Source organism: Sphingopyxis sp. (genome assembly GCF_050725655.1).
Lineage (GTDB): Bacteria > Pseudomonadota > Alphaproteobacteria > Sphingomonadales > Sphingomonadaceae > Sphingopyxis.
In genome coordinates this window covers 1-17619 of record NZ_JBOHHT010000124.1, presented here as the reverse complement: position 1 = coordinate 17619, position 17619 = coordinate 1, and the positions used below count along the sequence as shown (strand labels likewise).

Here is a 17619-nt window from a genome sequence, read left to right as displayed (position 1 = left end):
TTCTATCAACGACTTGCGCGCGCGCAATTTAATTCGCCGGTGCCATGCGACAATCTTGCAACCATTTTGGTTGCTAATGGCGGTTAGGCGTTAAATGAGAATTGGCCCCCTCCGGCGCCGTTAAATTGTAACGGCATCACTCCCGAGTCCTGCCAATCTGGCACCATTTCACGCCGCATCGGACGAAGATGATGCGGATTCCTGCGTCAAAATGGGGCATATTCCCAACGTCACAGATGCGGGGGATTTATGGAGCATCAAATTGGCGAGCAGCACATCTCACCGGAATTTACCGGCGATAAGGCGGCATTCGTAGAGAATGAACTTCGTCGCCTTTGCAACCTTCTTGGCTTCAAAATGGAACCGTTGGCGAGCCAGTCTGACGCCATCGCCTCACCGGTTAGTTTTCGACCTAGCGTGCTAACGGCGTCTGTTAGGTCGGCTATCGATCCTACCACACAACAGCGACGAGCCCGCGCGCGCCTCGTCAGGGACGAAATCAGAAAGAGGCGCCAGCGCGATCGCTTCTTTCCGTCAGATCTGTTTGCCGATCCCGCTTGGGATATCCTGCTTGATCTTTACGCCTCGCATCTTGAAGGTCGAAATATTTCTGTTTCGAGCGCTTGCATTGCTGCGGCCGTGCCGGCGACCACGGCGCTGCGCTGGCTGAAAACCCTGTCGGACAATGGGCAAATTGTGAGGGTGCCGGACGTCTACGATGGCCGACGGATATTCGTTGCGATCAGCGAAGATTCTAAGAATCAGCTAGATGCTTATTTCGAGGAATGGAGCGACCAGTAGCGAGCCAGTTCAGTTAGAAAACAGACGATTCTGTAGCCGCTGAATTTCCTCTTCGCTGGTGGGCTCGTTAAGCCGCATGTTAAGAATTTCGATTGCGGCATTCACGTCATCGCCAGCCCGAACCTCCCCGAGCAGATCAAGCTCCGCCAATTCGGCTCGTAGTCGATCACGCGACGCCCGCACTCGGACCTCCAAGTCCTTAATCTTGCCTGCCATGAGAGTTTCCCCGCAGCCCCTACGCCATCAAGCGCGCGGGAATTGGGGAGGCAATATCAAATGCGCTGGCCGGGCGAAACCATTTTTGGTTCAGTTTGGCGGCGCCATTCTGATCCGAATGGCAAGTTCGACGTCATCGCCCGATTTTCGTGACGTAAGGACGCCTTGATCGACGAGCTGCGCGGCTACACGAATAATCGTAGTGCACGGAAGGCCAGTGGTCTCCGTCAATCGGCGAATTGAAGTGTGCCCATAGGCGATACCATCCATGATCGCCTTGGCTCGCATGATAAAATCAACCGTCGGCTTCTCGAAAGTGTTTTCGTTGAACATGGCTATTTGGTCCTAGCCGAAGCGTCATCTCTGTCGCGCAATGTCGCTGTGCCAATTCGTGCGCGATGCGCCTGTCGCCAGAGAGCTGCCATTAGGATTACGGCCATCTGCGGATAGGCCCAAAAGCCTTGGCCCGCGGAGTAAATCTTGGGGACGATGTCCGGCGCCACTAGCTTGGCGAGATGGGTCAGGCAGGTGATAAGTTGGAGTGCCGGCAGGACAATGGTCCAGTATCGTCGGCTAACTGCCAAATGCCCCATGAAGATGGCTAGCACCAGAAAATCGAGCGAAATAAGAAGCATATCGGCAAATTCGAAATATCGTCCCGAAAGATAGACAATCAGAAGCGTCAGTGCCGATCCGGCGGCCATCGTCGAAATCGCAAATCTGGCTTCCCAATCCCCAACCCACAAAATGTAGGCAGTCGCTGACAGCGTCAAGCCGATGTAGATGTAGCCCCAGATCATGATAGGTCCTTGTCCAGACTGAGCACGATCTGGGGTTGCCAGGGATTACGCGGCCCGCGCGTCGCTTGTCGACGTCACTGCTTCGTCGTTCAAGCCTTGGGGTTCGAGAATTTTTGCCGCATCCCCCATTCCAGCGATGCGGAAGCGCCGGAGGCCCATTCGGTTTCGAACGTCGTCGATTTTGTGATGGAAAGCGACCATGCTTGAGCGGGTGGTCAGGAGTGCGTTGGCCGCGGCCTGTAAATCGCCATATGCACCATCGCCGACCACCGGCGAGATTTTGGCCGATGCCTGCGCGGCAGGAAGGTGGCTCATCAAGGCTCCCACCTTCGCGACGGCTTGATCAATTGCCTGCTCGGCCTCGAAAAGCTTCGTTGCGACGATGGTCGCCGCGGCAAGACGTTCTTTCAGCATATTGTTCCCCCCTACATGCTTTCGCACGCTCAATCATGGAGAAGAGTAAAGCCGGGACAATTGCAACAGGCCGCTTACGAGCCCCCCGAAACCAATCCCAATTCCGATCGCAAGCGCAATGACCCAGAGCATGCGCTGTACGAGGGAAAGCCTGTTCTCGCCTCCAAAGAATTTGGCAATCGGATGATAAGGCTCAAGCCAAGCAGGACCATCCCAGGAATCCCGTGATTCCGAACTGATTGGTTCGCGATGTCTGAGGTCGTCGGGTCCGTCGCCTTGCCCCGCCGACACCTCGTTGTCCGCTAAATTGCAGTCATTCGAAATGTCCGAATTTCCATATACCATTTTTGGTACTTCGCGGTTTTTCGCACTCACGAGCATTTGCGCGGCGACACCTCGCTTCGCGACGTTAAGTTTTTTGGCGGCCGATTTCAGATAGGCGTCAACGGTATTGGGCGACAATCGGGTCTCGCGTGCGATCTCTTTCGACGTCAGCCCCTTAGGGACCAGTTCAAGGCATCGGATTTCCGCAGGCGTAAGCCTTGCGAGCAGCCTGTCTACTTCATCGGGGGAAGGTTCATCGTTCATTTGTTCTGCCCGCCCATGCCTTGGCGCATAATGCCGCTATTGGGCGGGCTCAATCAAGCTTTGGTTACAGCCGCACTAACGTAAGTTGTCCGCACGAGATCTCTGACCGTGAAATCTAGCTCTGTCGCTTGGGCTGCCCCCTCCATTCGATGATTCCCGACAACAAAAATTACGGCGCGTGCGCTCCTCAGAAGTCAGATCGCTTCGTGGCATCCGCTTCCGCTTCGCGAAGTAGTGCTAAGCCGACGTCGGATGAGATCGATGGGCTAGCCGCTTTATGGTGCACGGAAGGGCTGCGAAAGTCGATCGATCAGGCTAACGGCAACGAATGATTATCTCACTGCTGCTTTCCGCTACCGTAGTCCCCGCGGGCCAATCATTCCGATGCACGCCCACCGCCGTGTGGGACGGCGATGGCCCGATATGGTGCGCAGAAGGTCCGCATATTCGCCTGTCTGGCATTGCAGCGCGCGAGATGGACGGGACGTGCCGCCCTGGTCATCCGTGTCCCGCCGCCAGTCCGATTGCGGCCCGCGATCATCTCGTGTCGCTGCTCGGCAAGCGGGGCGCCGCCCGACCAACGGGACACATATCTGTCACCGGGCCGACCATGCGCTGCCGATCAGCGGGCGGGGCTGGCGGCAATCGAACAGCGGCTTTCTGCGCCTCGGCCAAATCCGGTGATATATCGTGTGCAATGGTCCGCGATGGGTACGCCGCGCGCTGGGATCGGTATTGGCAGGGGCATCGTTGCGAATGAGCCGAGAGCCGAAATGGAAATCGCGCGCCGTGGCGATCGAGTTTTGGCTAGTCACCGCGTTGGTGGCGGGATCGTTTATTGTCGGTATCGTGTCCGCTGTGCAGTATCTTCTAGAATGATGACTCCCGAGCGCGAACTGTGGGCGTGCGCATTGCTCATCGAGCGCGAGCAAGGCGACAACGCCGCCATCTACATTGCAGAGCGTATCGGTGCCCTCGCATTGAAGGACGATGCTGCCGGTGTCGCGAGATGGAAAGCGATTGCCGAAAAGCTGTCGTTGCTCTGGACGGGCGAGCGTCCCTTGCCGATGTAGGTTGGGCAGCGAGCCGAAACCCGCTGCCCTCAATCTTCCGATCTGGAAGATTTAGCTCACCCTGTAGCGCGTCGGCTCGATCCCCTTCGGCGCAGGCAGGATGATGAACGACTGATCCTCGCCGTCCAGCGTGGGCGATAGTGCGGTGCGGTTACTGCCTTCGCCCGCGTCGGCAACGGGGCAACCCGCGCCCGCATCCATGCCTAGAAGGCGCGCCGGGTCGCAATCATCCTCGCTCTGGCTGTAGTCGCCTTCATCGCCGTTGGCTTCAACATCGGTGTCGCCGTCGATGTCGTCCAGCCGGTCGATGATCGACTGCGCCAGTCGCTCCAGCATGGGCCGGGGTAGCGACGGGATCAAGGACAGGGCGATGTCGGCGGGGAGCCGCGAAGCCCCCCGACCGATCATGATGTTAAGCGCGCTCATGCTGCGCCTCCCGCCAGCGCCGCCAGCCATTTAGGCTCCAACGTCCGCCACATCAAAAGAGCGTTACTCGCGCCGTTGATGCCGCCGGCAAGTTTGCGCATCAACTTCTCGCGCTCGGCACGCTCCGTCTTTCCAGACATGGGGAGCTGAACGAAATTATCGAATAGCTCGATCATGGCTGTTGCGGCCAGTCCGTGCTCTGCCGACATTCGCCGCGCGTTAGGGTCATCAATGCCGAAGGCCATGCGCTCGTTGACGGCGAGGTAATGCTTCGCGCAGCTCGTGTGGTAGGCAGCGATCACCGCCCTGAATAGCTGCATCCGATGCTCATGATCGGCCCTGCGGGCATCGCGACGGGCTGCTCCCACTTCCCATGATTTGAGCTGCGGCGTGGCGGTGAACAAGGCCATAAGGCCCTGCTGCCGGTCGTGTTTCGCGGCGCTCATGACAGCACCCGAAATGCAAGGTCGACCGTCTGCATGACGATCCACGATCCGCCGAGCGCGACGGTCCAACCCCAAACAATCATCCGGGGGCTTTCGGGTTCGCTGCGGGCGCTCACGACCTCACCCCCTCGCGAAGCGCAGGTAGCAATCCCCGCGCATCGATAGCCAGCATCGCCAAGGCTTCTTCGGCGCACCACCATCCATCGGTGACGTTGTGGTCGTTCATCACCTCGATTTTGAGGCGGATGTCTGCGGCGCATTCCGCAGGGGTTAGCAGTATCGCGTCAATGGCGGCGGTATAGGCGTCATTCTTCGTCTCACCGTCTTCGCTACCCAGCGCATCGGCCAATGCCAGCTCGGCGCGGGCTATGGCGTAGTTGTGAGAGAGCTTCGGCCAAACGCCGCGCAGCTCCGCGGGAAGGTCGCGCTTCATGCCGCACCTCCAATCTCGCGGAGCGAGCGAAGGGCTGCGACGGTCAACTTTTCCTGCCAGTCCAAGCGGTCGAACTTGGCATTGAACCAACCGAGGTCGGCGCGGAAACAGGGAGCTTCATCCTCGGCGTCGGTGAAGAGGTAGACGACGGCGGTCCAAAGCTGCAATTCAGCGCCGCGCGGGGTCGCCGCGACTGCGTTGCAGATTTCCTTCTCCGCCGCATCGACGATTGCCCACTGTGCCGATTGTTCGTCCGTTTCTCCGCGCGCCGTGGGATCGTCGGGCAATGCGCGGACCGCCAGAAAGGCGGTCGCCCTGCGATCAAATGCGGCGATGATCGCCGGGTCGGCTTGGTTGGTAAACGTGGTGGCGCCATCGGGCGCACGGGTGCTATTGATACCCATAGTCTTGCCTCCTCAGTAGGCTGGATTAGGGCCGGTGCAGTCGTTGGTAGCTTCTGCGCTGGCCCGCCTTGGGACGTTCCCTAGGTGATATGGTTTGTAAAGGCAGTTAATGCTTGTCGTCAAGCCCCTTTGATACTATTTGTAAGGACATGACACCGAACCAATGCAAAATGGCCCGCGTGGGCCTTGGCCTTAGTGCTGACAATTTGTCGGAAAAGTCCGGGGTTTCCCGCGTGACCATTGCCCGGTTTGAATCTGGCAATCCCGTGGCTGCGACTTCGGCAACTGCAATCCTGTCGGCCCTCGCTGACGCTGGCGCCGACTTTACGCGCCGCGGTGGTCGCGTCGGGGTCACGGTTCCGGAATGATTAGCGCATTCTTGACGCGCTCGACGTCATAGGCGACATATCCGCGCCTGTGGGGGTGAGGTATGCTCGACGTTATCGGAAGTGAAGCAATCCAAGCCGGTCGCGATCTGGCGATAGCTGGCCTCGCCTATCTCGCTTACAAGACTGCCCGCGAAGCGACGACATCGGCGGGCCGCATCCCTGTAATGCTCAAGGGCGGCGGGTTCGTGCTGGCGCTCGCGGCCTTCGCTTCCTTTGCGCTCGGTAGCCCGTCCTGCGAAGATGGCGATCCGCTTTATGGTGCTTGCACGCAGACTGGTGATGATGGTTTCGACCCGTCTGACGCGCAGCGGGCGGGGACGTTCCTGTATTGGGTGCTGTTGTTTGGCGTCCCTGTCGGCTTGGGCACCATGTCCGCACGCGTCGATCCCCTGAACCCTTGGGGCAAGCCGCGCAAGAATCTGCACTGAACCCCTGCGATTCAGATCGATAGGGGCGATCACTACCGCCAAACACATTGACGTTCTCGATGATACGTGGCATTAGAATTGCCACGGCTGCGGCTGGTTAGTCGCGCTTTTCGGTAGCTAGACCCCGCCCGGTCCATTCGCTGCCGGTCGCAGCCATCCCTACATCGCGGAGCACATCCCATGCACATCAACCACGACGTTCCGGTCGGCGACGACACGCGCCAGTATGTTGCCGATCTAAGGCTTGCAGCAGCGGGAGATGCTCAGGCACAGTTCCGCCTCTCCTATGCCGCTCGGCAGATGGTCGTTTCCGGTGAGGCCGATGAGATTGTAGCCTCGTTGGAAGGCATCTCTTATGCCCGCCTCGCCGCTACCCAAGGCGTTCCCGAAGCTCTTATGCTCGCGGCCGATCATTGCAGCCACCTCGCGAAAGTTTATTCGGACTGCGGCGAAGACGAATGCGCGGGCGATTGGGCTGGCCAGGCGATCGGTCTGCTCGAAATCGCAACCGATCTATTGCCCGCGTCGAATGCGGCCGAGTTGATGCAGACGCTCAACACCGCGGCTGACATGGCCACACCTGAAATCATGGCACATGCGAAATATTACCGCGCCGCCTTCGCCCCGGCGTTCGGCGCCCCCGCATTCGCATAATTAGAGAGGACCGACCCGACATGACTGCTCGCCAGCCTCGCACCCCGCAGGAAGCCGCAATGCTCGATCCGATGGCGCTTATGTCGATGCCAAGGCCGAATATGCCACGCGGCCTGTTCGGATCGGTTGGCCGGCGCCGGGGGGCGCCGCACATGCGCAGCGATGGCCCGTCATACAGTGATGATGGCGGGCAGGACATGACAGCGCCTCCCGTTACCTCTGCACCGCCGCCGCCCGCCAACTGGAAGACGACACTCGGCCCCGAATTGCTGGCACAGCTTCCCGCACCGTCGCTGCAATCCGACCCCCTCCAGCCCGCACCGCCGATGCGTGGCGGGCCGTTCATTAATCGGGGAATGTTCGGCACGGTTCCTTCCACGATGGCGCCGCAGCAGCTTCCCGGCACGACGTCCGACAAGATCGGCAATCGTGGCGCTCCCCCGATGCTGGACGCAAACGGCAAGGGCAAGAAGGGTTTCGATTGGCGAATGCTCGCTGGCATCGTCGGCGACGGGCTGCTCGGCCTGAACGGACAGCCGGGGGTCTACGGTCCTGCCATGTGGAAGCGGCGCCAGGACGAAGCGAACCACGCCCAGCGCCTTGCCGAGATGCGCGAACAGAACCGCCTTAAGCTCGCCGAGCCTGACTTTGCCACGGTGAACAACCGCCGCGTTCGCATCGATCCGACGACCGGGCAGGCTGACGTTCTCTATGCCGCGCCGCAGGACTTCGACGACTACGCTGCATCGCTCGGCGCTGAGCCGGGAACGCCTGAATATGATCGGCTTGTGCAGGATTATGTTCTGCGCGGCAGCGGGCCGACCGCGACGGACAACTACAACACCCGCGAGGAATGGCGGCAGGACAACCGCCTAGAGCTTGAGGGCGAGCGGCAGGGCAACCGCATCGGGTTGCAGGATCGTCGGCAAACCGGTCAGCGCGCGCTCAAGGCAACGCCGAGCTATCGACAGGCCAATCCCCTGCCCCCTCGCACTGGCAGCCGCTCAGGCGGTGGTGGCGGCGTGCGTGAAGGTCAGACGGCAACCAATCCGCAGACCGGTGCAAGGGTCGTCTATCGCGGCGGCAAATGGGTGCCCGCCAAGTGAGCGACCTTCCCCCCGGCTTTGAACTGGACGCTCCAACGGCGGGGCTGAAACCCAAGCGCCCGCCCTTGGTTGCCCCTCCTGTGGTGCCGCCGCTGGCTCGACCTCCTGTGCTTCCCGGCCTGACCGCGACGGGCGGTGTGGTGGATGGCGACACGATCCGCCTGACCAATGGGACAAGCGGGCGCCTGCTCGGGTTCGACGCATTCGAGAAGGGCCAGCCGGGGTATAGAGCAGACGGAACGCGCATTAACCTCGGCGATGTGTCGGCGGGGGCGCTGTCCGCATACATCCGTCCTTCGCAGACCGTGGCGCCAATTGGCAAGCAGACCTATGGCCGACCGGTCATCACCTTGGGCGATGGTGCCGAAGATCCGATGCTTGGCTTGCTCTGGCAGGGTGCGGGTTATGCGGCCCCCGATTATCTTCGCGACGATCCGCAGCGTGCGGCCTCCTACACCGAAGCCGAACGCCTCGGGCGCATGAACCGTCAGGGCGGTTTCGGAACGACGCACATCCGCCCAGATGCTTATCGCCGTCCACTGACAACGCGCACGGCGAAGCTGGGGGCAGACGAGTTTCTCGCATTCGACGATCAGCTTCCCGACGATGCGCCGAAACTCAAGCGGCTGGACGCGGCGCAGGAAAAGCGGATTGCGGCCTACATCGCATCGCAGGCGGGCAATCCGAACTTCTCGCTCAAGCAGTATCGTGACTGGTTCCGCAATGACCTTGGTGTGACCGACATCGAGCCGTCCGATAATCCAAAGTTTATCGAGGACGTGCGCAAGGGCGAAGGGTTTTCCCCGGCCGTCGATTACGGCACGCTCGACGGCGAATCTGTGCGCGAGCTGCAAGAGCTTATCGCCTTCTCCGGTCTGCGCCCCGAGGACGCCCAAGGTTATCGCGATCTGCTCGGCTCGGGCAGCGAAGCCCAAGTGCTGGACTATGCCCGTTCCAAGGGCATGACGCTCGACCCGCGCGACCTGTCCGAATATTTCGCAGCCCGCGATAAAGGTGAGCGCTCCGCTATCCCGCTGCCGATCATCAACCCAGGGGACGGGCGCACGGGCGCCGCTGCTCGCGGGTTTGGCGATCCGCTTGGCTTCCTCGACGAGATGGGCGCAGTTCCCGATGCGCTCGGCATGACGGCGAATCGAGAAAGCATCTTCAACAGCGATCGGTCGTTTGGCGACATCTACGAGAACAACCTTCGCCAGAATCGTGCGATCATCGATTACGACGAGACAAATCACCCTTGGTATCGCTTCGGCGGTCAGATGGTCAGTGGTGCAGCCCTGCCGGGTAGCATCGGTGTTCGCGGTGTTGCTGGATATGCGAAAGCTGGCGGGGCCATCGGCGGCGTCTACGGCTTCGGTTCGGCTGATGGCACGCTGGGACAACGCCTTGCGAATGTGCCGCTGAACGCCGCAGGCGGTGCGCTGCTGGGTGGAACGCTCGGCAAGGGCTTCGACCTCGCCGCCCCGCTCATTGGCAAGGGCTTCGGCAAGATGCGCGGCCTTGGCCGTGGCGCACCGGTCAGCGCGCCGGTCGGCTTCGCTGGCGAGCCGGGGTCACTCGTTTCCCATGTGGCTGCCGATGATCTGCCTCCCGGTTTCGCGCTCGATGATGCGCCAATCTCGGCGCGTCCGCGCGACACGCTGGATATTCAACCCGGTCCCGCTGGCCCGCTGCCCGTTCCGGCGCTGGGCGAGCGCGTCCCGTCAGCCCCGGCGCTCGGCGCCGATCATGCCCGCGCGCCAAACTGGATCGACATTGCCCAACAGCCTGCACCTTCGGGCGGGACGCTGCTCGAACAGGTGATGGCAACTGGCCGTCGCCTCAGTGCGCAGCGCGCCGATATGGCGGGGGACACTCTCCCCTCGCTTTCTTCCCCGCGCCTGCGTGACGTGATCGACGTTGGAGCGAACAGGACAACCCGCCTGCTCGACGGCCCGACCGAAGCCATGATGCGGACGGCTGCCGCTCGCGTCGATCCCGGCGATGTGCTGCCGCGCCCTGCGAATGAGGTCCAGTCGCTCGATGAGTTTAACCGGATCAGTCAGGATCTATATCCCGACGTGCGCGCACCGAACGAACGGGACGCGCTGACCTCTAGGCAATTCCCTTCACGCTCCGATCCGTCGAAGAGCTTCAATCGTCGCGGTCCGCTCGATCTGGCGGCGTATGTCCGTGAACAGGGCGGCGTTGCAGACTTCCGCGGCGAATTGAAAGCGGCGGGCCTGTCGAATGTCGCGCGCAAGGGCGATGACTTCGTGGGGGGCGAGAACCGCCTCGGTCCGCTGCTCAACGACGAAGGCGGCGCTTCGCTCGACGATATGGCGCAGCGGGCATGGGAGGCGGGATATTTTCCCGACCATCACCAGCGGCCGACCGTTGACGAGTTTGTGACCGCGCTGGGCGACACATACAGGGGCGTCAATCGCACCTTCCGCCCCGATGACTATGCCGAGCTTGATGCATATGGCGCCGCGCGCGATCAGCGGTTCGCGGTGGAGCGCGCAAAGCAGGAAGGCGCCCCGCTGGCCGACGACATGGGCCAACCCGCCACCTACGACGACATCATCGCCAACACGCCCCCGGCGACGGCCTATGACGACTGGAATAATGCGGTCGTGTCGAAGGTCGGCAATATCCGTGTCGACAAGCTGGAAAGCCCCCAGGACATTGGACAGGCGCTCAAGGTCGCCGAGAATGTGGCCGGCGGGTTCGATGCTGCGAAGCGCGGCAAGATCAGTTTCGCCGAGACGCAGGCGCTTGCCCAAGATTTAGGCATGACGGCCGACGACCTTCTCGCCCGCCGAAAGGGACAGGCGTTCAGCGCGGAGGAAGCGTATGCGGCGCGCGCGATCCTCGCCAAGTCCGGCAACGAACTGGTCAACCTCGCTCGCCGGGTCCATTCTCTCGGTGACGATCCGGGTTCGGAAGCCCTCGCGGCATTCCGCAAGGCGCTGGTTCGTCATACGGCAATTCAGGAGCAGGTGTCGGGTATGACGGCGGAAGCCGGCCGTGCGCTGTCCGCGTTCCGCATGAACGCCGATAGCCGTGATGCACCGGGGCGGGTGCTGGAAGGCATCATCAATGCCGGTGGCGGCAAGGGACGCCTTCAAGACGTTGCCTCCGCGATCATTGATCTGGAACGCGACCCCGCCAACCTGAATCGCTTTATCGAGAAAGTCAGCAAGCCGACGTGGAAAGATAAGGCGGTCGAGCTGTGGTATAATTACCTTCTCTCCGGCCCACAAACGCACGCGGTCAATATGCTGTCCAACACTATGACCAGCATGGCGCAGATTCCCGAATTTGCCGTCGCCGCTGGTGTGGGCGCAGCTCGCCGCGCGCTGCGTCGGGATGCTGCCGACCGGGTACTATTCGGTGAAGTTGGCGCCCGTGCTGTGGGCCTGCTGCAAGGGACGAAGGAAGGCGCTCGCATGTTCGCCACCGCCCTGCGTACGGGCGAAGCATCCGACTTTGTGACCAAGGTCGAGAACCAAGGGCAGAAGGCAATCAGCGGCGTTAAGGGCGAACTGCTGCGTATGCCCTCGCGCTTCCTGACGGCAGAGGATGAGATGTTCAAGGGCATCGCCCGCCGCATGGAACTGAACGGCCTCGCGGTTCGCAAAGCCTCGCAAGAGGGGTTTAAGGGGCAGGAAGCCCGCGACCGTGCCGCCGAACTTCTGGTCAACCCGACCGATGACATGATGCTGTCGGCGCTGGAATATGGACGCTACGCCACGTTCCAAGCGCCGCTGGGTCGGTTCGCGTCGAAGGTGTCGCAGGCAACCACGGAAATGCCCATCCTTAAGGCTGTGCTTCCGTTCGTTCGGACCCCTACAAACCTGTTCAAATTCTTTGTTGAACGGTCGCCGGGTGCCCCCGTCCTGAAAGAGTTTCGCCGGGACTTTGCGGCAGGTGGCGCCAAGCGCGATCTTGCTATTGCTAAGGTCATGGTCGGCTCTGGCATGGGGGCCACGGTCGCTGAGTTGGCGGCTAAAGGCGTCATGACTGGCTCACCACCTAAGGACGATAACAAGCGCCGCCTGATGGAAGCCGATGGCTGGCAGCCTTACAGCGTCAAGATTGGCGACAAATATTACAGCTACAAGCGGCTGGACCCGTTCGCGCTGACCATCGGCGCCGCTGCCGATCTGGCTACCCTCAGCGACGGCATGACCGACAAGCAGCTCGATAATCGCGCGGGCCTCGTCACGGCAAGCATCTTGGGTAACCTGTCGAATAAGACCTGGCTGTCGGGAATCTCCGATTTGCTTTCGGCGGCGGACGATCCCGAACGGTTCGGCAGCGCCTTTATCAAGCGTCTCGCTGGCTCGATCGCGGTGCCGACCGGCGTAGCGCAGATTGCGCGCACAATGGACCCCACGGCCCGCGAGACGCCCGACATCGCCAGCACGATACAGTCGCGCCTTCCCGGCCTGTCCGATAACCTTCTTCCCAAGCGCGATGTCTGGGGCCGTCCCCTCGTCAATGAGGGCGGGCTTGGGCCGGACATCGTTTCACCGATCTGGACCAGCGCCGACAAGAATGACCCGATCACCCGCGAAGCCCTGCGCGTCGATGCCACCATATCGAAACCGCAAAAGGGCGACCTGACTGCTGAGCAATATGACCGGCTGCAAGATGTCGCCGGGTCAGTCGGCCGCAAGTGGCTGGGTCAGCTTATCGCCTCACCGGAATATCAGGCGCTCGATACGGAATCGCAAGCCGACGAAATCGGCGACGTGATGAAGCGGGCGCGGAAGGCTGCGAAGGCGGCGGTCCTGACTGGCGAGCCGATACTGGACCAGCGCCCGATGAAAGGCGAACGCAAACGCCGACCGGCGGGATTGCCGGGAGGGTTCAATCTCGATCCGCTGCCGGATGGGTTCGTTCTGGATCGGTGAGGGAAGCGCCGCAAGCCGAGAAACCAGCGGGGGCCTTCTTCTCATTGAGAATTGCGATTATTGCGCGCCGTTTAATCGACAAGAGCGATTACGGCTGATTCGGCCAATACGGCGCAACCAATGATCCGAATCTGATCCGCCAGATTGCTATATGATTGCCAGCCGCCCGATTGGCCAGCGGTCAAGATTGCTAAGTTATTGAAAGGAATGGTGCACCCGGAGCGATTCGAACGCCCGACCCTCAGATTCGTAGTCTGATGCTCTATCCAGCTGAGCTACGGGTGCGTGGAGAGGCGCCTTTAAGGGGCGTCGCGCGGGCGCGCAACCCCCTATTTCAGCTTTGTGACCGTGGCGCAGGACGATTGGCGGCGTACCGCGTCGAGCCCGCCGATTTCCGCGGGGTCCTTCAGCAAAAGACGGATCAGCGCGATGCCCCGATCATGGTTTGTGCGGACGACCTCGGCGCCGGCAGGCACCGCCTGCCCGTCCCGCGCGACGATGATTCGAAAGGGCTTGCCCCCTGCCTCGACATCGTTGCGCACGAAAATCACGTCGGTGGCGGCATCGAAGATGCTAAGCGACGTGTAACGCCCCGGCACCGGCGTCACGGCGATCGCGACCGGTCCTGCGGCGAGATCATAGGGGCAGCTCGAATAGGCGAGATCCGGGCTGGGCCGCACAACGGGCTGGCGATCGGGATCGGCCAGATCGCCGTAAGACATCCTGTTGACGCCGCCCTGCCCCAGCCGGTCCATCGCGACATGCATCAGCCCATAAGGAATGGCGGCGAGTGCGGCATAAGCGGCCGCCGCCGCGACGATCAGTCCAAAGGCGAGCGGGCCGAGCCAGTTGCGCATCTCAGCAGCCCTCCTTCACGATTTGCGGCAGCGTCGCCTTTCGGGGATCGGCGCGGAACGCCTCGCCGGGATTATACATGCGCAATGTCAGGTGAAAGGGCTGCCCCTTGGTTCCCGGCAGCCATGCGCCCGCGGCGGGCCGCGTCGGCGCGATAGTGACGCGCCATTCGCCCTTGCGGTCGAGCGCGACATTGGCGCCGTTCACCGACCAGATATTCGCCGGATTGGCTACGAGATAACCCTTGGCGTCGTAGATGGTGACGCTCCACCAGCGCGCGTCGAGCGGCGTCCCCGACAAGCCATAGCGGCAATTGCCCTCGAGCGGCGCGCCCGTGGCGTCGGTCTTGGCCGACCAATAGACGGTTTCCTTTGCAGGAAGCGCAAGCAGTCCCGCGCGCGCCACTGCCGCGCGGGTTACCGGATCGGTCGCCTTGGTTCCAAAGCCGAGCGAGGTTGTCCACGGGCCATTGACGATCGCGCCGCCACTGAGCCCGCCGCCGGTTATGGCCCATGCCGCACCGAGCCCCACCGCTAGTCCGCCCACCAATGTGATCGTATAGCGGTGCCAGCCCCTCATGCGCGTTCCCCCGGGTTATTTGCCCTTTTTCAACGCAGCCTGAGCGGCTGCGAGACGGGCTATGGGCACACGGTAAGGCGAGGCGCTGACATAGTCGAGGCCGGTCTTTTCGCAGAAATGGATGCTCGGCGCGTCGCCGCCATGCTCGCCGCAGATGCCGAGCTTGACGTCGGGGCGCGTCTTGCGCCCGCGGTCGGCGGCGATCTCGATCAACTGCCCGACCCCCTCGACATCGAGGCTGACGAACGGGTCGGTCAGGAAGATGCCCTTGTCGACATATTGCGTCAGGAAGCGGCCCGCGTCGTCGCGGCTGATCCCGATCGTCGTCTGCGTCAAATCGTTGGTGCCGAAGCTGAAAAATTCGGCGGTCTCGGCGATCTCGCCCGCCATCAGCGCGGCGCGCGGCAATTCGATCATCGTGCCGACGAGGTACGCGATCTCGCGCCCCTTTTCGGCGAACACCGCCTTCGCTTGCGCGTCGACGACGGCCTTCATCAGGTCGAATTCGCGGCGCGTCGCGACGAGCGGGATCATCACTTCGGGAATCGGCGCGGCGCCGGTCTCGGCGGCGACATCGCACGCCGCCTCGAAGATCGCGCGCGCCTGCATTTCATAGATTTCGGGGTAGGTGACGCCGAGGCGGCAGCCGCGATGGCCGAGCATCGGGTTGAACTCGTGCAATTCGTTCGCACGCGCCTTCAGCGCCTCGATCCCGACACCCGCCGCCTCGGCGACATCGGCGAAATCCTCCTCGCGCGTCGGCAGAAATTCGTGGAGCGGCGGGTCGAGCAGGCGGATCGTCACCGGCAGGCCAGCCATCACGCCGAAGATCGCGGCAAAGTCGCCACGCTGTTCGGGCAGCAGCTTGGCAAGCGCGACGCGGCGCCCGGCCTCATTCTCGGCGAGGATCATCTCGCGCACCGCGGTAATCCGCGCGGCGTCGAAGAACATATGCTCGGTGCGGCATAGTCCGATACCTTCTGCACCGAAATCGCGTGCGACTTGAGCGTCTTGGGGGGTTTCGGCGTTGGCGCGCACCTTCATGCGGCGCACCTTGTCGGCCCACACCATCAGGACACCGAAATCGCCGACCAGTTCGGGAAGCAGGGTCGGAACCTCGCCCGCCATCACTTCGCCGGTCGACCCGTCGAGGGTGATGATGTCGCCCTCGCGCAGTTCGCGCCCCGCAACGCGCAGCACGCGCGCATTGCCGTCGATCGACAGCCCACCGGCGCCCGAGACGCACGGACGCCCCATACCGCGCGCGACAACCGCTGCGTGGCTGGTCATCCCGCCGCGCGCGGTCAGGATGCCCTTCGCCGCGTGCATCCCGTGGATGTCTTCGGGCGAGGTTTCGGTGCGGACGAGGATCACTGCCTCGCCCATCGCCGCGGCTTTCTCGGCGCTGTCGGCGGTGAACATGATCATGCCCGATGCGGCGCCGGGACTCGCCGGAAGCCCCTTGGTCAGCACATCGCGCGGCGCCTTCGGATCGAGCGTCGGGTGGAGCAATTGGTCGAGCGCGCCCGGATCGACGCGGCCGACGGCTTCCTCTTCCGAAATCAGCCCCTCGGCCGCCATATCGACCGCAATCTTTAGCGCGGCCTTGGCGGTGCGCTTGCCCGAGCGCGTCTGCAGCATCCACAGCGTCCCGCGTTCGACGGTGAACTCGATGTCCTGCATGTCGCGGTAATGCGTTTCGAGCGTGTCGAAGACGCGGCCCAGCTCCTCGAAGGTCTCGGGCATCGCCTCTTCCATCGACGCCGGCTTGGCGCCCGCCTTTTCGCGCGCGATCTTCGTCAGATATTGCGGCGTGCGGATGCCCGCGACGACGTCCTCGCCCTGCGCATTGATCAGCCATTCGCCGTACCAGGCGCGCTCACCGGTCGCGGGGTCGCGGGTGAACGCCACACCCGTCGCCGAGGTGTCGCCCATATTGCCGAACACCATCGCCTGAACGCTGACCGCGGTGCCCCATTCGGCGGGGATCGAATTAATACGGCGATAGACTTTGGCGCGGTCGCTTCCCCAGCTGGCGAAGACAGCACCGACGGCACCCCAAAGCTGTTCGTTCGGATCCTGCGGGAACGGCGCGCCGGTTTCGCGCTCGACGATCGCCTGATAGTCCTTGACCAGCGCCTGCCAGTCTTCAGCCGACAACTCTGTGTCGAGGAAGAAGCCTCTGTCTTCCTTTGCGATTTCCAGCGCTTCTTCGAACTCGGCATGGTCGAGGCCCATGACGACGTCGGCGTACATCTGGACGAAGCGGCGATAGCTGTCCCACGCGAAACGCGGGTCGCCCGACGCTTCGGACAGGCCGACGACGGTCGTGTCGTTGAGCCCGAGGTTGAGCACGGTGTCCATCATTCCCGGCATCGACACCCGCGCGCCCGACCGGACCGAGACGAGCAGCGGGTTTGCCGGATCGCCGAACTTCCGGCCGGTGATGCCCTCGATATGCGTGATGCCCGACGTCACTTCGCCGATCAGACCTGCCGGGAACTGCTCGCCATTGGCATAATAAGCGGTGCAGACGTCGGTGGTGATCGTAAAGCCCGGGGGCACCGGCAGGCCGATCGAGGCCATTTCGGCGAGGTTCGACCCCTTGCCGCCCAGCAATTCCTTCGAACGCTCGGCCGTCGTCGCCGCGCCGCCGAACAAATGCACCATCTTCGTCATATGTAGCTCCTGCTGCCCCGGGGAGGAGGTTGCGGCTGGATAGGGTGGAGATTGGCCGTGGTCGATTCAGTTTTACTTCGTTTGATCCAAGCTCTCGGGCGTTTCAGCCCTCGATCTTCGAGAAATCGGCCACGCCATGCACCGCGCCGGTAAAGCGTGCGAGCAGGCCAAGGCGATAGGCGCGGACTGCTTCATCGGGATCGTTGACCATCACGCCGTCGAAAAAGGCGTCGATCGGGGCGCGGAGCGAGGCGAGCGCCGCCATGGCGTCGGTGAAGCGTTCGTCGGTGACGGCGGCGGAGGCCGCGGGTTCGGCAGCATCTAGGGCGGCGAGGAGGGCGGCATCATGCTCCGTCATGCTCCCCGGCGAAGGCCGGGGTCCAGAGCCAGATTGCACTGACGCTGGCTC

At 62.4% G+C, this 17619-nt stretch carries 21 protein-coding genes and 1 tRNA gene; 8 read left to right on the top strand and 14 right to left on the bottom strand.

Annotation, left to right across the window (positions count from 1 at the left end):
• The first annotated feature begins 249 nt into the window (after window positions 1-249).
• Entirely contained in the window at window positions 250-801 is a 552-nt protein-coding gene (locus ACREBX_RS20165) for a winged helix DNA-binding protein (protein WP_431563518.1), read from the top strand.
• 9 nt (window positions 802-810) lie between these two features.
• Here ACREBX_RS20165 and ACREBX_RS20160 read toward each other — a convergent pair whose 3' ends face one another.
• The 5 genes from ACREBX_RS20160 to ACREBX_RS20140 form a co-directional block, all read right to left on the bottom strand.
• Window positions 811-1017, bottom strand: coding sequence for a hypothetical protein (locus ACREBX_RS20160; protein ID WP_431563517.1), 207 nt, complete (start codon window positions 1015-1017; stop codon window positions 811-813).
• A 90-nt stretch (window positions 1018-1107) separates the two neighbouring features.
• Window positions 1108-1350, bottom strand: coding sequence for a hypothetical protein (locus tag ACREBX_RS20155; protein WP_431563516.1), 243 nt, complete (start codon window positions 1348-1350; stop codon window positions 1108-1110).
• Between the two features lie 2 nt (window positions 1351-1352).
• Window positions 1353-1817: a hypothetical protein gene (locus ACREBX_RS20150; protein WP_431563515.1), complete on the bottom strand. Its 465-nt coding sequence runs from the start codon at window positions 1815-1817 to the stop codon at window positions 1353-1355.
• A gap of 45 nt (window positions 1818-1862) precedes the next feature.
• Window positions 1863-2231 (bottom strand): hypothetical protein, encoded by a 369-nt coding sequence (locus ACREBX_RS20145; protein ID WP_431563514.1) that lies wholly within the window; start codon window positions 2229-2231, stop codon window positions 1863-1865.
• A 33-nt stretch (window positions 2232-2264) separates the two neighbouring features.
• Window positions 2265-2819: a helix-turn-helix domain-containing protein gene (locus ACREBX_RS20140; protein WP_431563513.1), complete on the bottom strand. Its 555-nt coding sequence runs from the start codon at window positions 2817-2819 to the stop codon at window positions 2265-2267.
• Between the two features lie 328 nt (window positions 2820-3147).
• On the opposite strand from ACREBX_RS20140, the gene ACREBX_RS20135 reads away from it, so the two are divergent.
• Window positions 3148-3579: a thermonuclease family protein gene (locus tag ACREBX_RS20135; protein WP_431563512.1), complete on the top strand. Its 432-nt coding sequence runs from the start codon at window positions 3148-3150 to the stop codon at window positions 3577-3579.
• Window positions 3580-3694: 115 nt separating this feature from the next.
• Complete coding sequence (locus tag ACREBX_RS20130) at window positions 3695-3892, top strand: DUF6961 family protein (RefSeq protein WP_431563511.1); 198 nt, start codon at window positions 3695-3697, stop codon at window positions 3890-3892.
• 51 nt (window positions 3893-3943) lie between these two features.
• Here ACREBX_RS20130 and ACREBX_RS20125 read toward each other — a convergent pair whose 3' ends face one another.
• From ACREBX_RS20125 to ACREBX_RS20110, 4 genes are all read right to left on the bottom strand, one after another.
• The gene (locus ACREBX_RS20125) at window positions 3944-4318 is read right to left on the bottom strand and encodes a hypothetical protein (protein WP_431563510.1); all 375 of its coding nucleotides are present in this window, start codon (window positions 4316-4318) and stop codon (window positions 3944-3946) included.
• On the bottom strand, window positions 4315-4764 hold the full coding sequence (locus tag ACREBX_RS20120) for a hypothetical protein (protein WP_431563509.1): 450 nt from the start codon (window positions 4762-4764) through the stop codon (window positions 4315-4317). Before ACREBX_RS20120 ends, ACREBX_RS20125 begins: the two co-directional genes overlap by 4 nt.
• A 112-nt stretch (window positions 4765-4876) precedes the next feature.
• Window positions 4877-5197, bottom strand: coding sequence for a hypothetical protein (locus ACREBX_RS20115; protein WP_431563508.1), 321 nt, complete (start codon window positions 5195-5197; stop codon window positions 4877-4879).
• The gene (locus ACREBX_RS20110) at window positions 5194-5601 is read right to left on the bottom strand and encodes a hypothetical protein (protein WP_431563507.1); all 408 of its coding nucleotides are present in this window, start codon (window positions 5599-5601) and stop codon (window positions 5194-5196) included. Before ACREBX_RS20110 ends, ACREBX_RS20115 begins: the two co-directional genes overlap by 4 nt.
• Before the next feature lie 149 nt (window positions 5602-5750).
• Between ACREBX_RS20110 and ACREBX_RS20105 the strand changes: the two genes are divergently transcribed.
• The 5 genes from ACREBX_RS20105 (at window position 5751) to ACREBX_RS20085 (ending at window position 13097) form a co-directional block, all read left to right on the top strand.
• Window positions 5751-5969, top strand: a complete 219-nt coding sequence (locus tag ACREBX_RS20105) for a helix-turn-helix domain-containing protein (protein ID WP_431563506.1) — start codon at window positions 5751-5753, stop codon at window positions 5967-5969.
• A gap of 62 nt (window positions 5970-6031) precedes the next feature.
• Window positions 6032-6418: a hypothetical protein gene (locus ACREBX_RS20100; protein WP_431563505.1), complete on the top strand. Its 387-nt coding sequence runs from the start codon at window positions 6032-6034 to the stop codon at window positions 6416-6418.
• 180 nt (window positions 6419-6598) lie between these two features.
• Complete coding sequence (locus tag ACREBX_RS20095) at window positions 6599-7072, top strand: hypothetical protein (protein WP_431563504.1); 474 nt, start codon at window positions 6599-6601, stop codon at window positions 7070-7072.
• A 197-nt stretch (window positions 7073-7269) separates the two neighbouring features.
• Window positions 7270-8178, top strand: a complete 909-nt coding sequence (locus ACREBX_RS20090; RefSeq protein WP_431563503.1) for a hypothetical protein — start codon at window positions 7270-7272, stop codon at window positions 8176-8178.
• Window positions 8175-13097, top strand: a complete 4923-nt coding sequence (locus ACREBX_RS20085) for a thermonuclease family protein (RefSeq protein ID WP_431563502.1) — start codon at window positions 8175-8177, stop codon at window positions 13095-13097. The genes ACREBX_RS20090 and ACREBX_RS20085 overlap by 4 nt, the downstream gene beginning before the upstream one ends.
• 208 nt (window positions 13098-13305) lie before the next feature.
• Here ACREBX_RS20085 and ACREBX_RS20080 read toward each other — a convergent pair.
• The 5 genes from ACREBX_RS20080 to ACREBX_RS20060 all read right to left on the bottom strand — a co-directional run.
• Window positions 13306-13382: transfer RNA gene (locus tag ACREBX_RS20080), tRNA-Arg, on the bottom strand.
• Between the two features lie 44 nt (window positions 13383-13426).
• A complete protein-coding gene (locus ACREBX_RS20075) occupies window positions 13427-13954 on the bottom strand; it encodes a DUF1254 domain-containing protein (RefSeq protein ID WP_431563501.1) in 528 nt (175 codons plus the stop codon).
• Between the two features lies 1 nt (window position 13955).
• Entirely contained in the window at window positions 13956-14531 is a 576-nt protein-coding gene (locus ACREBX_RS20070; protein ID WP_431563500.1) for a DUF1214 domain-containing protein, read from the bottom strand.
• Window positions 14532-14546: 15 nt separating this feature from the next.
• Window positions 14547-17210 (bottom strand): pyruvate, phosphate dikinase, encoded by a 2664-nt coding sequence (gene ppdK / locus ACREBX_RS20065; RefSeq protein WP_431563499.1) that lies wholly within the window; start codon window positions 17208-17210, stop codon window positions 14547-14549.
• Window positions 17211-17313: 103 nt separating this feature from the next.
• A partial coding sequence (locus ACREBX_RS20060) for a DALR anticodon-binding domain-containing protein (protein WP_431563498.1) occupies window positions 17314-17619 on the bottom strand: 306 nt, incomplete at its 5' end.

Excerpts from the sequence above, each read along its gene's own strand:
- ACREBX_RS20165 (WP_431563518.1), top strand. The coding sequence starts at position 250 with ATGGAGCATCAAATTGGCGAGCAGCACATCTCACCGGAATTTACCGGC.
- ACREBX_RS20160 (WP_431563517.1), bottom strand. The coding sequence starts at position 1,017 with ATGGCAGGCAAGATTAAGGACTTGGAGGTCCGAGTGCGGGCGTCGCGT.
- ACREBX_RS20155 (WP_431563516.1), bottom strand. The coding sequence starts at position 1,350 with ATGTTCAACGAAAACACTTTCGAGAAGCCGACGGTTGATTTTATCATG.
- ACREBX_RS20150 (WP_431563515.1), bottom strand. The coding sequence starts at position 1,817 with ATGATCTGGGGCTACATCTACATCGGCTTGACGCTGTCAGCGACTGCC.
- ACREBX_RS20145 (WP_431563514.1), bottom strand. The coding sequence starts at position 2,231 with ATGCTGAAAGAACGTCTTGCCGCGGCGACCATCGTCGCAACGAAGCTT.
- ACREBX_RS20140 (WP_431563513.1), bottom strand. The coding sequence starts at position 2,819 with ATGAACGATGAACCTTCCCCCGATGAAGTAGACAGGCTGCTCGCAAGG.
- ACREBX_RS20135 (WP_431563512.1), top strand. The coding sequence starts at position 3,148 with ATGATTATCTCACTGCTGCTTTCCGCTACCGTAGTCCCCGCGGGCCAA.
- ACREBX_RS20130 (WP_431563511.1), top strand. The coding sequence starts at position 3,695 with ATGATGACTCCCGAGCGCGAACTGTGGGCGTGCGCATTGCTCATCGAG.
- ACREBX_RS20125 (WP_431563510.1), bottom strand. The coding sequence starts at position 4,318 with ATGAGCGCGCTTAACATCATGATCGGTCGGGGGGCTTCGCGGCTCCCC.
- ACREBX_RS20120 (WP_431563509.1), bottom strand. The coding sequence starts at position 4,764 with ATGAGCGCCGCGAAACACGACCGGCAGCAGGGCCTTATGGCCTTGTTC.
- ACREBX_RS20115 (WP_431563508.1), bottom strand. The coding sequence starts at position 5,197 with ATGAAGCGCGACCTTCCCGCGGAGCTGCGCGGCGTTTGGCCGAAGCTC.
- ACREBX_RS20110 (WP_431563507.1), bottom strand. The coding sequence starts at position 5,601 with ATGGGTATCAATAGCACCCGTGCGCCCGATGGCGCCACCACGTTTACC.
- ACREBX_RS20105 (WP_431563506.1), top strand. The coding sequence starts at position 5,751 with ATGACACCGAACCAATGCAAAATGGCCCGCGTGGGCCTTGGCCTTAGT.
- ACREBX_RS20100 (WP_431563505.1), top strand. The coding sequence starts at position 6,032 with ATGCTCGACGTTATCGGAAGTGAAGCAATCCAAGCCGGTCGCGATCTG.
- ACREBX_RS20095 (WP_431563504.1), top strand. The coding sequence starts at position 6,599 with ATGCACATCAACCACGACGTTCCGGTCGGCGACGACACGCGCCAGTAT.
- ACREBX_RS20090 (WP_431563503.1), top strand. The coding sequence starts at position 7,270 with ATGACAGCGCCTCCCGTTACCTCTGCACCGCCGCCGCCCGCCAACTGG.
- ACREBX_RS20075 (WP_431563501.1), bottom strand. The coding sequence starts at position 13,954 with ATGCGCAACTGGCTCGGCCCGCTCGCCTTTGGACTGATCGTCGCGGCG.
- ACREBX_RS20070 (WP_431563500.1), bottom strand. The coding sequence starts at position 14,531 with ATGAGGGGCTGGCACCGCTATACGATCACATTGGTGGGCGGACTAGCG.
- ppdK (WP_431563499.1), bottom strand. The coding sequence starts at position 17,210 with ATGACGAAGATGGTGCATTTGTTCGGCGGCGCGGCGACGACGGCCGAG.